The sequence below is a fragment of the Microbacterium sp. NPDC055442 genome, assembly GCF_053644215.1.
Map to the genome: position 1 here is coordinate 97,293 of NZ_JBSHLF010000002.1, position 13,014 is coordinate 110,306.

At 68.2% G+C, this 13,014-nt stretch carries 13 protein-coding genes; 7 read left to right on the plus strand and 6 right to left on the minus strand.

Annotated features, from left to right (window positions below; translation table 11 throughout):
• Position 1: 1 nt before the first annotated feature.
• The 3 genes from ctaD to ACWIBS_RS04940 all read left to right on the plus strand — a co-directional run bounded on the left by ctaD (position 2) and on the right by ACWIBS_RS04940 (position 2,889).
• The gene (ctaD, locus tag ACWIBS_RS04930; RefSeq protein ID WP_376126258.1) at positions 2-1,765 is read left to right on the plus strand and encodes an aa3-type cytochrome oxidase subunit I; all 1,764 of its coding nucleotides are present in this window, start codon (positions 2-4) and stop codon (positions 1,763-1,765) included.
• Positions 1,766-2,230 carry a cytochrome c oxidase subunit 4 gene (locus ACWIBS_RS04935; protein WP_376126260.1) on the plus strand — a complete coding sequence of 155 codons (465 nt, stop codon included), beginning with the start codon at positions 1,766-1,768 and terminating at the stop codon, positions 2,228-2,230.
• A 212-nt stretch (positions 2,231-2,442) separates the two neighbouring features.
• Positions 2,443-2,889, plus strand: a complete 447-nt coding sequence (locus ACWIBS_RS04940) for a hypothetical protein (RefSeq protein WP_376126262.1) — start codon at positions 2,443-2,445, stop codon at positions 2,887-2,889.
• Positions 2,890-3,036: 147 nt separating this feature from the next.
• On the opposite strand, the gene qcrB is transcribed toward ACWIBS_RS04940, so the two are convergent.
• Genes qcrB through ctaE form a run of 4 tightly spaced genes read right to left on the minus strand, consistent with a single transcriptional unit; the run spans position 3,037 to position 7,408 of the window.
• Positions 3,037-4,830, minus strand: a complete 1,794-nt coding sequence (gene qcrB / locus ACWIBS_RS04945; protein WP_376126264.1) for a cytochrome bc1 complex cytochrome b subunit — start codon at positions 4,828-4,830, stop codon at positions 3,037-3,039.
• The gene (qcrA, locus tag ACWIBS_RS04950; protein ID WP_376126267.1) at positions 4,827-5,906 is read right to left on the minus strand and encodes a cytochrome bc1 complex Rieske iron-sulfur subunit; all 1,080 of its coding nucleotides are present in this window, start codon (positions 5,904-5,906) and stop codon (positions 4,827-4,829) included. Before qcrA ends, qcrB begins: the two co-directional genes overlap by 4 nt.
• A gap of 40 nt (positions 5,907-5,946) precedes the next feature.
• Complete coding sequence (gene qcrC / locus ACWIBS_RS04955; protein ID WP_376126270.1) at positions 5,947-6,747, minus strand: cytochrome bc1 complex diheme cytochrome c subunit; 801 nt, start codon at positions 6,745-6,747, stop codon at positions 5,947-5,949.
• A gap of 19 nt (positions 6,748-6,766) precedes the next feature.
• Positions 6,767-7,408, minus strand: a complete 642-nt coding sequence (gene ctaE / locus ACWIBS_RS04960) for an aa3-type cytochrome oxidase subunit III (RefSeq protein ID WP_376126272.1) — start codon at positions 7,406-7,408, stop codon at positions 6,767-6,769.
• 166 nt (positions 7,409-7,574) lie between these two features.
• Here ctaE and trpD point away from each other — a divergent pair, with 166 nt between their 5' ends.
• Genes trpD through ACWIBS_RS04980 form a run of 4 tightly spaced genes read left to right on the plus strand, consistent with a single transcriptional unit; the run spans position 7,575 to position 11,513 of the window.
• Positions 7,575-8,678 carry an anthranilate phosphoribosyltransferase gene (gene trpD / locus ACWIBS_RS04965; protein ID WP_376126274.1) on the plus strand — a complete coding sequence of 368 codons (1,104 nt, stop codon included), beginning with the start codon at positions 7,575-7,577 and terminating at the stop codon, positions 8,676-8,678.
• A 31-nt stretch (positions 8,679-8,709) separates the two neighbouring features.
• Positions 8,710-9,195: an aromatic ring-opening dioxygenase LigA gene (locus ACWIBS_RS04970; RefSeq protein WP_376126277.1), complete on the plus strand. Its 486-nt coding sequence runs from the start codon at positions 8,710-8,712 to the stop codon at positions 9,193-9,195.
• Positions 9,196-9,199: 4 nt separating this feature from the next.
• Positions 9,200-10,195: a PHP domain-containing protein gene (locus ACWIBS_RS04975; RefSeq protein WP_376126279.1), complete on the plus strand. Its 996-nt coding sequence runs from the start codon at positions 9,200-9,202 to the stop codon at positions 10,193-10,195.
• A gap of 19 nt (positions 10,196-10,214) precedes the next feature.
• Complete coding sequence (locus tag ACWIBS_RS04980) at positions 10,215-11,513, plus strand: MFS transporter (RefSeq protein ID WP_376126282.1); 1,299 nt, start codon at positions 10,215-10,217, stop codon at positions 11,511-11,513.
• 6 nt (positions 11,514-11,519) lie between these two features.
• Here ACWIBS_RS04980 and ACWIBS_RS04985 read toward each other — a convergent pair whose 3' ends face one another.
• The gene (locus tag ACWIBS_RS04985) at positions 11,520-12,443 is read right to left on the minus strand and encodes a 5'-3' exonuclease (protein WP_376126285.1); all 924 of its coding nucleotides are present in this window, start codon (positions 12,441-12,443) and stop codon (positions 11,520-11,522) included.
• Positions 12,444-12,478: 35 nt separating this feature from the next.
• Positions 12,479-12,970, minus strand: coding sequence for a hypothetical protein (locus ACWIBS_RS04990; RefSeq protein WP_376126288.1), 492 nt, complete (start codon positions 12,968-12,970; stop codon positions 12,479-12,481).
• Positions 12,971-13,014 lie beyond the last annotated feature (44 nt).

Genomic DNA, 13,014 nt, shown 5'->3' on the forward strand with positions numbered 1-13,014 from the left:
CATGGCGACGACACTTCCCCTCAATGAACCCGCGCAGGGGCGTCCGACGACCCTGCCGCCTCGCCAGGCCGCTCTGCTCAGCGCATCTCGCGTCGAGCAGAAGGGCAACATCATCGTCAAGTGGATCACCTCCACCGACCACAAGACGATCGGCTACATGTACCTGATCGCCTCGGTGATCTTCTTCATGCTGGGCGGTGTGATGGCGCTGATCATCCGCGCCGAGCTCTTCGAACCGGGCATGCAGATCGTCCCGACGAAGGAGCAGTACAACCAGCTGTTCACGATGCACGGCACGATCATGCTGCTGATGTTCGCGACGCCGCTGTTCGCAGGCTTCGCGAACGCGATCCTGCCGCTGCAGCTCGGTGCCCCCGATGTCGCGTTCCCGCGACTCAACGCCTTCGCTCTCTGGCTGTTCACGTTCGGCTCGCTCATCGCGGTCGCCGGCTTCCTCACGCCCCAGGGTGCGGCATCCTTCGGCTGGTTCGCCTATCAGCCACTCGCGAGCACGACGTTCTCGCCAGGTGTCGGCGGAAACCTGTGGATGCTCGGACTCGGCATGAGCGGTTTCGGAACCATTCTCGGTGCCGTGAACTTCATCACGACGATCATCACGATGCGCGCACCGGGCATGACGATGTGGCGCATGCCGATCTTCTCGTGGAACACGCTCGTGACGAGCATCCTGATCCTGATGGCCTTCCCTGTCCTCGCCGCCGCGATCCTCGCCGCCGCGACCGACCGCGTGCTGGGCGCCCACATCTACGATCCGCAGAACGGTGGAGTGCTCCTCTGGCAGCACCTGTTCTGGTTCTTCGGACACCCCGAGGTGTACATCATCGCGCTGCCGTTCTTCGGCATCATCTCCGAGGTCCTGCCGGTCTTCAGCCGCAAGCCGATCTTCGGGTACAAGACCCTGGTCTACGCCACGATCGCGATCGCCGCGCTGTCGATCGCCGTGTGGGCCCACCACATGTACGTCACGGGCGCCGTCCTACTGCCGTTCTTCGCGCTGATGACGATGCTCATCGCGGTACCGACGGGCGTGAAGATCTTCAACTGGATCGGAACGATGTGGCGAGGATCGGTGACCTTCGAGACGCCCATGGTGTTCTCGCTGGGCTTCCTGGTCTCGTTCGTCTTCGGTGGCCTCACGGGCGTCATCCTCGCCTCGCCGCCGCTGGACTTCCACATCTCCGACTCGTACTTCGTCGTCGCCCACTTCCACTACGTCGTCTTCGGCACGGTCGTGTTCGCGATGTTCGCCGGGTTCTACTTCTGGTGGCCCAAGTGGACCGGTCGCATGCTCAACGAGCGGCTCGGCATGGTGCACTTCTGGATGCTGTTCATCGGCTTCCACATGACGTTCCTCATCCAGCACTGGCTGGGCGTCGACGGCATGGTGCGCCGCTACGCGGACTACTCGGCCGCTGACGGCTGGACGTGGCAGAACCAGGTCTCGACGGTCGGTGCGATGCTCCTCGGCGCATCCATGATCCCGTTCCTGTTCAACGTGTGGATCACGGCCCGCAAGGCGCCCAAGGTCACGGTCAACGACCCGTGGGGCTACGGCGCCTCGCTCGAGTGGGCGACGTCGTGCCCGCCGCCGCGTCACAACTTCACGTCCATCCCGCGCATCCGCAGCGAGCGTCCCGCATTCGACCTGAACCACCCCGAGGCGGGAATCCCCGTCGGCGTCGGTCCAGCGAAGGATGCACCCGAAGCCCCGGTCGTCGACGCGGCCGAAGGAGAGGTCAAGTAGATGCGTACCAACACCGCGCTCTGGTGGATCCTCACCGTCTTCTTCCTCGTCGTCTTCACGATGTACACGGTGTGGAACCTGATTGCCCACTGGGGGACGTATGCCGCTCCCGGGCTGTCCTGGTGGGACACCTTCACCCTCTCGATCGAGTGGGTCGGAAGCGTCGCACTGCTTTTCACGGCGTTCATGACGGGCCTCATCGCCTTCTACACGAGCCGTGTGCACAAGGCACAGGGCGGCGAGCTGCCCGAGGACATCCTGACGTCGGACATCGACGACGGCGACCCCGAGGTCGGCGAGTTCAGCCCGTGGTCGTGGTGGCCGATCGTCCTCGCGGGGGCGTCTGCCGTCGCGATCCTCGGCCTCGCTGTCGGCGTCTGGATGTTCCCCATCGGCATCGCACTGTTCGTCGTCGCGATCGTCGGCTGGGTCTACGAGTACTACCGCGGTCACTTCGCGCGCTGACCCGCTCGCGGCTCATAGCGGCCGGCATCCTGGATCTCGATCCGGATGCCGGCCGCTTCGCTGTGGTGGGACGCCCGGGCGGCGCTGCGTCCCTGTCGGCGCCGGATCCACGTCGTCGCTGCCCCACCGGTCGGCCTGCGGACGCACGCCGCTCCACGGCTCGGCGATAGTGCCGCAACCGTGGAAGAACGGGTCTTGCTACCCTGACGCCCATGGCGGTCAGCGACCGGGAGATCGAGTCGTTCCTCAACGACTACCAAGACGGACTCGGCACCTACGACGTGGCGCGGAGTGTGGCCCTGTGGGGCGTGCCGGGCACGATCCTGAGCGACCCGTTCGTGGGCACGGTCTCCTCGCGTGAGGAGATGGCGCAGGGCCTGGAGCAGTCCTATCCGCTGTATCGACAGCTCGGACTGAAGCGCGTGGAGCACACGCTGCTCGAACGCGTGGACCTGACCGCCGCGATCACCAGACTGAGGGTCCGGTGGCACTTCTACGGCGCCGGCGACGAGTTGCTCACCGATGGCGACTACGAGTATCTGCTGCGTCGTGACGAGGAGGGTCTGCGAATGTATGTCGCGGTCTCGATCGACGAGGCCGAGAAGATCGCCGAACTGGCTGCGCGCAAGGGGGTGGAGCTGCCCGACGCCGGGTCGTGACACGCCGGATGCCGCCCTGACGTGTGGCGGTGGACCGGGCCGCTCTTCGGACGGGCACACGACCTCGGATGCCGCATCCCGGCGCTCACGGAAGAGCAAGAGCCCCGGCTGCGTGATGCAACCGGGGCTCTTCGCGACTGGACCGCGCTACTTGTCGCGTCCCTCGTCCTCGGGGATGATGACGTTCGACGGGCGGTTGGCCGTCTCGGTGTTGTGACCGTCGTCGATCGGCACGTGCGGTGCATCCGGGACACCCGCGCGCTCATGCGCGCCCTGGATCTCGGCGTGCTCTTCGTCCGCGATGTGGTCGAGCTCGTGGTGCTGGTGAGCATCGGCCGCGTCGAGTTCGGTCTGCGTGAGGGGGGAGAGGCGGTCCTCGAAGAACCAGCGCGAGAAACCGGCACGCAGGTTCTCGTGCCACGGGATCCGTCCCTGTGCATTCGGACGCACGACGAGCGGCTCGTAGGTCTCGTAGTCGACGAGCTTGAAGCGGTCGTACTGATCGACGGGCTGGTGGACCTCGATGTACTCGCCACCGGGAAGACGCACGATGCGTCCGGACTCGTAGCCGTGCAGCACGATCTCGCGATCCTTGCGCTGCAGCGCGATGCAGATCCGCTTCGTGACGAAGTAGGCGATGATCGGACCCAGGATCAGCAGCGCCTGCAGAGCGTGGATCACGCCCTCCATCGTCAGCCAGAAGTGCGTCGCGATGATGTCCGACGAGGCAGCCGCCCACAGCACGGCGTAGAACGTGACGCCGGCCGCACCGATCGCGGTGCGCGTCGCGGCGTTGCGCGGGCGCTGGGCGATGTGGTGCTCGCGCTTGTCGCCCGTGATCCACGACTCGATGAACGGGTAGATCGCGACGATCAGGATGAAGACCACGAGCACGCCGAGCGGGATCAGGATGTTCCACGACCACGTGCGGTCGAGGAAGACGCTCTCGAGATGCGGCGGAACCAGGCGCAGCGCGCCGTCGGCGAAGCCGATGTACCAGTCGGGCTGCGTTCCCGCGGAGACGGGAGACGGATCATACGGTCCGTAGGCCCAGATCGCGTTGATCGAGAACAGCGAGGCGATCAGCACGATGAAGCCGAAGACGACGAAGAAGAATCCGCCCATCTTGGACATGTACACGGGCATCATCGGGTAGCCCACGACGTTGCTGTTCGTGCGGCCGGGGCCGGCGAACTGCGTGTGCTTGTTGATGATCATGAGCATGAGGTGCAACGCGAGGAGCGCGACCAGAATCGCCGGCAGCAGCAGGATGTGCAGCGCGTAGAGGCGTCCGACGATCTCGGTTCCGGGGAACTCGCCGCCGAACAGCAGGAACGACGTCCACGTGCCGATCAGCGGGATGCCCTTGATCATGCCGTCGATGATGCGCAGACCGTTGCCGGAGAGCACGTCGTCGGGGAGCGAGTAGCCCGTGAAGCCCTCACCCATTGCCAGGACGAACAGCACGAAGCCGATGACCCAGTTGAGCTCACGGGGCTTGCGGAACGCGCCCGTGAAGAAGACGCGCAGCATGTGCACGCCGATGCCGGCCACGAAGACCAGCGCCGCCCAGTGGTGCATCTGACGGACGAGCAGACCACCGCGGATGTCGAAGGAGATCTCGAGGGTCGAGGCCATCGCCGCCGACATCTCGAGGCCGCGCATCGGCAGATAGGCGCCGTGGTAGTGGACGGGAGCCATCGACGCATCGAAGAAGAACGTCAGGAAGGTGCCCGAGAGGAGCACGACGACGAAGCTCCACAGCGCGATCTCGCCGAGCATGAACGACCAGTGGTCGGGGAAGACCTTGCGGCCGAGTTCCTTGACGATGCCCGACAGGCTCGTGCGCTCGTCGAGATAGTTCGCCGTGGCGCCGACGAAGCGGCCCCCGAGCGGCTTATCGCGCTCTTGGGTCTTCTCGGTGACGGTTGCGGTGCTCAATGACGCTCCCAGAAGCTCGGGCCGACGGGTTCGGTGAAGTCGCTGCGTGCGACGAGGTAGCCCTCGTCGTCGACCGTGATCGGCAGCTGGGGCAGAGCACGCGCGGCGGGGCCGAAGATGACCTTGGCCTCATCCGTCACGTCGAACTGCGACTGGTGGCAGGGGCACAGCAGGTGGTGCGTCTGCTGCTCGTACAGGGCGACGGGGCAGCCGACGTGCGTGCAGACCTTGGAGTACGCGACGATGCCGTCGTACGACCAGTCCTTGCGCTCCTCGGACTCGATGAGCTGCTCGGGGAGCAGGCGCATGAGCAGCACGATGGCCTTCGCCTTCTCTTCGAGGTAGCCGTCGTGGTGGGAGAGCTCGGCGAGCGGCTCCGGGATGACATGCACGGCCGAGCCGAGCGTCAGGTCGGCGGCGCGGATCGGTTCGCCCGAGGGGTCGTGGGCGAGGCGCATGCCCTCGGCCCACATCGTGTGCTCGAGAAGGTGCACCGGGTCGCCCGCGAACGGGTTGTCGGGCGTGTTGTGCGGTGCCAGCCCGCGGAACAGCACGATGCCGGGAGCCACCGAGGCGACGAGCGCCGCGATGAGCGAGTTGCGGATCATCGTGCGGCGTCCGAAGCCGGACTCCTCGTTCGCGTCGGCGAAGGCCTGGATGGCCGCCTCGCGTGTCGTGTCGCGCCCGCGTGTCGCGTGCCGGGGCTCGATGAACTCCTTGTCCGACATGATCGCCTTCGACCAGTGGATCGCGGCGACGCCGATCGCCAGCAGCGCGAGCGCGATGCCGAGGCCGATGAAGAGGTTGTTGTGGCGGATGTCGATGAACCGGCCACTCTCGATCGGGAAGATCATGTACGCCGCGACTGCCCAGATGCTGGCGGCCACGGACACGTAGAAGAGGGTGTAGACGGTCCTTACCGCGCGCTTCATCGCGGCCGGGTCCTTGTCGGTCACCCGCTCGCGGTGCGGCGGGAGCTCCGGGTTGCGCACCGGATCGGGGACCGCGACAGCGAGCCCGGGGGAGGGCTTCCAAGAGCCCCTCTCCAGCTCGAGCGGATCGTCCTCGTGTGCCATGCTGCTCCTCGTTAGTGCCTGAATGTCGTCGTCTGGTCGATCAGTTGGACTTCGCCGTGATCCACACGGTGATGGCGATCAGACCGCCGATGCCGAAGATCCAGATGAAGAGTCCCTCTGAGACGGGACCGAGTGAACCGAGGGTGAAGCCGCCGACCGACTCGCTCTCCTGCAGATACAGCAGGTACGAGATGATGTCGCGCTTCTCTTCGGCCGTGAGCGTGAGGTCGTTGAAGACCGGCATCGCCTGAGGGCCCGTGACCATGGCCGCGTACATGTTGAGCGGCGAGGTCTCGTGCAGCGCGGGCGCGTACTTGCCCTCGGTGAGGGCGCCGCCGGCGCCGGCGACGTTGTGGCACATCGCGCAGTTGATGCGGAACAGGTCACCGCCCTGGGACAGGTTGCCGCCGCCATCGAGCACGTCGTCGCTGGGGAAGCTCGGCCCGGGCGCGATCGACTGGATGTACGCGCCGATCGCCTCGATCTGCGCGTCGGTGAACTGCACGGGCTTCTGCGGCGCCTGCGGCCCCTGCATCTGCAGCGGCATGCGGCCGGTGCTCATCTGGAAGTGCACGGCGAGCTCGCCGACTCCGTAGAGCGACGGACCTTCCGGCGTGCCCTGCACGTCGAGGCCGTGGCATGTCGCGCAGTTGGCGTCGAACAGCTTCTTGCCGTCGTCGACCGTGAGCACGGTCGTGGTCCGCGTGTCGTCGGTGGCGGCCATCGCAGCGGATGCGCCCGCATACAGGCCACCGGTCAGCAACAGTCCGATTCCGACGACGGCGGCCGCAGCGAAGGGACTGCGACGACCGTTCGAGCGGCGCGTCTTGTCTCGTGCCATGGGGAAATTCAGCTCCGCTCTATTTCAGGAAGTAGATGACGAGGAACAGGGCGATCCAGACGACGTCGACGAAGTGCCAGTAGTACGACACGACGATCGAGGTGGTCATCTCCTTGCGCCCGAAAGTCTTGACGGCGTATGCGCGTCCGATGACGAGGAGGAACGCGATGAGTCCGCCGGTCACGTGCAGGGCGTGGAAGCCCGTCGTGAGGTAGAACGCCGAGGCGTACGCGTCGGAGTAGATCGGCATGCCTTCGTACACGAGCTGCGCGTACTCCCACACCTGACCGGACACGAAGATCGCGCCGAGGATGAAGGTCAGCCAGAACCACTCCACCATGCCCCAGCCGAGCCAGCCGCGCTTCTTGGTGGAGTAGGGCTGGAAGCGCTCGGCCGCGAACACCCCCATCTGACACGTGACCGAAGAGAGCACGAGGATGATCGTGTTCACGGTCGCGTAGGGGATGTTCAGCAGATCGGAGCGTTCGGCCCACAATTCGGGCGAAGTGCTGCGAAGGGTGAAGTAGATCGCGAACAGACCCGCGAAGAACATCACCTCGCTGCCGAGCCACACGATGGTGCCGACGGCGACCGGATCGGGTCGCTTAACGGACCTCATCGCCTGAGAGTACGTAGCTGGGGTGGTCGTCACGCTCCCCATTATTGCCGAAACCGCGCGGAGATTTTCCCACCCGCGGGGTTCTCGTCACCCGAGTGTGAACTTAGGACTACCTAAGAGAACGCCGGGAACGGGCTGTCAAGTGCATGAGGATGCGCGCGGTTACCGCGCGGACATGCGGCTGGCGCGGTGGGTAGGCTGTTTTCCCATGGTGGATCTGTACACGTGGCCCGGCATCCTGACCTCGCTTCTCGAGCGACGTGATCTCAGCGTGTCGGAATCGACCTGGGCGATGCGGCGCATCATGAACGGCGAGGCGACGCCGTCGCAGATCGCCGGATTCCTGCTCGCGCTGCGTGCGAAGGGCGAGACCGTCGACGAGATCGTCGGGTTCCGCGACGCGATCCTCGAGGCGGCGCTGCCGCTTCCCGTCGACCCGGGCGTCCTCGACATCGTCGGCACCGGCGGGGATCGTTTCGGCACCGTGAACGTCTCGACGATGGCAGCCGTCGTCGCCGCGGCATCCGGAATTCCCGTCGTCAAGCACGGCAATCGCGCCGCGAGCTCCTCGTCGGGGTCATCGGATGTGCTGGGCGCGCTCGGGATCGAGCTGACCCTCAGCCCCGACGCCGTCGCGCAGACCCTCGAGCGCGCCGGCATCGCGTTCGTGTACGCCTCGGCGTTTCATCCCGGCTTCGCCCACGCGGGCGCGACGCGGGCCGAGCTCGGCGTGCCGACCGTGTTCAACTTCCTGGGGCCCCTGTGCAACCCCGCTCGCGCCGAGGCCAACGCGGTCGGCGTCGCGCAGCTCGACCGGGTGCCGCTCATCACGGGCGTCTTCCGCACGCGCGGCGCGACGGCGCTCGTCTTCCGCGGCGACGACGGGCTCGACGAACTCACGACGACCGGCCACAGCCGCCTGTGGGAGGTCAGCCGCGGTGACATCCACGAGCACGACGTCGATCCCCGTGACCTCGGCATCCCGCTCGCCGACATCGGCGACCTGCTCGGCGGCGACCCCGCGCACAACGCCGCGGTCGTGCGCCGCGTGATCGGGGGCGAGGCGGGTCCGGTCCGCGACATCGTCCTGCTCAATGCCGCGGCGGGAATCGTCTCGTACCGGCTCTTCCGCGATCCGACCCAGGTGCAGCGCTCGATGCTCGAGCGCCTCGCCGAGGCGCGGGAGGAGGCCGCCGCCGCGATCGACAGCGGCGCTGCGGCGTCGAAGCTCGACCAGTGGGTCGAGGCTACGCGCGCCCTCGTGGGAGGCGCGAGTCCTCTTCCCCCGATCGGCCGACCGACGCTAGCGTGAAGCGGAAGTCCCCGATCTGAGGAGAACGCACATGAGCGATTCGGCAGCAGCCGTCGAACCCCCCGCCCGCAGCCTCGGCGGTGTCAAGGCGGTGGGAGTGCTCGGCATCCTGGGCGGAATCCTCCTCATCGTCGTGGGCCTCGTCGTGTGGATCATGGTGTCCTCGCAGCTGCGCGCCGAGAACATCACGATCCCCGACGATGCGGCCGCCTTCCAGGGGCAGACGGTGCAGGGACCGCTGACGGCCTACGTGCAGGCCGACATCATCCAGCACCACGCCATGGAGGCATCGGGCGGCAAGACGTACGCCGAGCTGCCGCAGGACGACCCCGTGCGCGCCACGATGATGAACGCCTCGTTCCTGCGCGCCTCGCTGTTCACCTCGGTCGTCTCGTTCGGCGTCGCAGCGTTCGCGATGGGGATGGGCGTGCTGTCGATCCTGTTCGGCTGGGCGCTGCGTCGCGTGGCCTCCGCCCCCGTCGTCGTCAAGACCTCGAGGTTCGCCGCCGGAGCGTGAGCGCATGAGGCCGTACGACGCCCTTGCCGAGATCGCGACGCTCCTCGAGCGGGAGCGGTCGTCGCGCTACAAGTCCCGGGCGTTCCGTGCTGCGGCCGACACGATCGCGACGCTCACCGACGACGAGCTGCGGGATGCCGCATCCCTGCGGCGCCGCAAAGGCATCGGCGAATCCACGTTCGCGGTCATCCAGCAGGCCCTCGCCGGCGACGTGCCGGCGTACCTGGCCGAACTGCGGGAGCGTGCCGGCGTCGAGCGCGCGTCGACCCTGCGGCCGCTGCTGCGCGGCGACCTGCACGCGCACAGCGACTGGTCGGACGGACTCACCTCGATCGACCTCGTGGCCGATGCGGCACGGCGCCTCGGCCACGAGTACCTTGCGCTGACCGACCACTCGCCGCGGCTGCGCGTCGCGAACGGGCTGTCGCCCGAGCGCCTGCGTGCCCAGCTCGAGGTCGTGGCGGGACTGAGCGGGGGCGGGTTCACGCTGCTGTCCGGCATCGAGGTCGACATCCTCGACGACGGTGCGCTCGACCAGGAACCCGATCTGCTCGACGAACTCGACGTGGTCGTGGCATCCGTGCATTCGAAGCTGCGGATGGAGCGCGCGCCGATGACGCGGCGCATCGTCGCGGCCGTCTCGGACCCGCACGTCGACGTGCTCGGCCACGTCACGGGCCGGCTCGTCGAGGGGGCGCGCGGCACGCGGCCGCCGTCGGATCTCGACCCGCGTGCCGTCTTCGCCGCGTGCGCCGAGCACTGTGTCGCGGTCGAGATCAACTCGCGACCCGAACGGCAGGACCCACCCGACGACCTGCTCGCGATCGCGCTCGACGAGGGGTGCCTGTTCTCGATCGACTCGGATGCGCACGCGCCCGGCCAGCTCTCGCTGCTGGACCACGGCGCCGAACGGGCCGAGCGCGCCGGCGTCCCCGCCGACCGCATCGTGACGACCTGGCCGCTCGATCGGCTGCGCGAATGGACGCGGCGCCGACGGTGACCGGGGATAGGCTCGCCGGATGAGCTCGTTCCCCGCCGCAGGACGAGCGAGGCGCGGCATCCCCTGGCTGATCGTCGCCGGTGTGCTCGTGGCCGCGCTGAGTCTGCGCGGACCCATCGTCGCGCCGACGCCCGTGCTGCGCCAGATCGAGCACGACTACGGCATCGGATCCGCCGCGGCGGGGCTGCTCACGACGCTGCCCGTGCTCATGTTCGCCGTGCTCACCCCGGTCGCGGCGATCATCATCCGGCGCACGGGCGCCGAGATCGCCCTCTTCACGTCGCTCGCGGGTGTGCTCGTCGGCACATTCGTGCGCGCGATCCCCGGATTCGGGTGGATGCTCGCGGGCATGGTCGTCATCGGGGCATCCATCACGATCGGCAACATCGTGATCCCCGTCATCATCCGCCGCGATGTTCCGCCCGAGCGGGTCGCCACCGTCACGGCGGCCTACGCGGCGGCGACGAACGTCGGATCGCTCGTGACCGCGCTGTTCACCGCGCCGCTGGCCGACGTCGTCGGGTGGTCGTGGGCGCTGCTCATGTGGTCGGCCATCACGCTCGCCGGGTTGGCCCTGTGGACCGTACATGCCCGCCGGCAGCGGCTGACCGGGGGAGTGGACCGGCTCTCGGGCGAACCCGCCGCCCACCGCACACCGCCCCGCTCGGCCGAAGAGCAGCGCACCGCCGAACTGGCCGAGACCATCACGGGACCGCTGCCCGTCGTCGGCAGTCGCCGCGACGAACGCGGCATCCTGCGGCGACCCATCGCGTGGCTGCTCGTGGGCGCGTTCGGCACGCAGTGCCTCATCTACTACGGATTGACGACCTGGCTCCCCGCCCTCACGGCGGACGAGCTCGGCCTCGGTGCGTCAGCGGCGGGGGCGCTCGCGTCGCTGTATCAGGGCGCCGGGATCGCCGGTGCGTTCATCGTGCCGCTGCTGGCCCGCTACGCGCCGCGCTACGTTCCCGCCCTGACGATCTGCGCCTCGTGGCTCGTCCTCACGATCGGCCTCGTTTTCGCTCCCGAGATGCTGTGGCTGTGGCTCGTGATCGGCGCGGTGGGGCACGCGGGCGGCTTCGTCGTCGTCTTCACGGCGCTCATCGGCGTCTCGCGGTCCGATCGCGAGGCGGCCGGCATGTCCGCCCTCGTGCAGGGCGGCGGCTACGCGCTCGGCGCTGCCGGCGGTCCGTTCGTGGGGTGGATGCACGACGTGTCGGGCGGGTGGAACACGCCCCTCGTCGTCTGCATGGCGCTGTCTGTCGTCTACTGCGTGCTGCTCCTGGCGGCGACGGCGCGGTCGGCGCCGCTGCGCTGACGCGGTTCAGACGCCGTCGAGCGCCGTCACGAGGCGGTGCATCGACGTGCCGAGCCCGCGGCGTTCGGCCAGAGCCGCGGCATCCGTCTTCTGCTGCTCGCCGAGCGGACGCAGACGCGCGTCGACATCGGGGAGGGGCAGGTCGCGCACGACGCCGACGACAGCGGGAGCGACGGCGAGGTAGGGCAGGGCCGCCTCGAGCTTGCCGCGGAGACCGGCGGACATGCCCTCGCCCGCGTCGGCCGCGGCGATGACGCCGGCGATGTCGCCGTGGGCCTGCAGCAGCTTCGCGGCCGTCTTGTCGCCGACACCCGCGACACCCGGCAGGCCGTCGGAGGCATCGCCGCGCAGCGTCGCGAAATCGGCGTACTGGTCGGGGCGTACGCCGTACTTCGTCAGGACGACGTCGTCGGTGACGACGTCGAGATTGCTCATGCCGCGCGCCGTGTAGATGACCCGGACGCCGCGCGCATCGTCGACGAGCTGAAACAGATCGCGGTCGCCCGTGACGACGTCGACGGGCATCGCGGCACGCGTCGCGAGGGTGCCGATGACGTCGTCGGCCTCGTGCTCGGCGGCTCCGACGACGACGATGCCGACCGCCGCGAGCGCCTCGCGGATGACCGGCACCTGCGCTTCGAGCGGGTCGGGCACCACTTCGACGTCGGGTGCACCCGCGACCACCTCGGCGACACGGTGCGTCTTGTACGAGGGGATGAGATCGACCCGCCACTGCGGCCGCCAGTCGTCGTCCCAGCACGCGACGACGTGCGTCGGCTCGTATGCCGTCACGAGCTTCGTGATGATGTCCAGGAACCCGCGCACGGCGTTGACGGGCTGTCCGTCGGGCGCGCGGACGGTGTCGGGCACGCCGAAGAACGCACGGAAGTACAACGATGCGGAGTCGAGCAGCATGAGTCGGTCGGACATGCCGTCATCCTGCCACGCACCACCGACGCGGCCGGTCAGCAGCCGGGGCCGGCCGCGCCCTCACGGCACGTGCGGTCGACGAGGGCCGTCGTGGCCTCGACGACGCGCACGCCGTATCCCGCGCTCGTCGCGGTGACGTACCCGGGCACGGGACGCCACGAGCCCGTGCCGAAGTCGACGGATGCCGCATAGCGGACGGTCGCCGTCACGGTGTGGGCGCCGCGCTCGCGGTACACGTGGCTCGTCGCCGTCGGCGCGAACTGCGGTGCACCGTTCGCGGCCCACGCGACACCGCCGGTGGTGGACGTGCGCGATGAGCCGTCTCCGTGGTCGAACTCGAATCCGGCGGGCACGAAGCGCACCGTGACGTCCCAGCCGAGCAGCTCACCCGCGATGCGCTGCTCGGATGCCGCCGCCACGAGGTTCGCCGGCAGACCGACGACGGCGAACCCGAGCGGTTCACCCGTCAGCGAGGGCGGCGCGGGACGGAACGAGGCGAGGTCGTCGATCGTGACGTCGGGGATCATGACGACGGAGTAGTTCGGGCGGCAGCCGAGGGGACCGCAGGTTT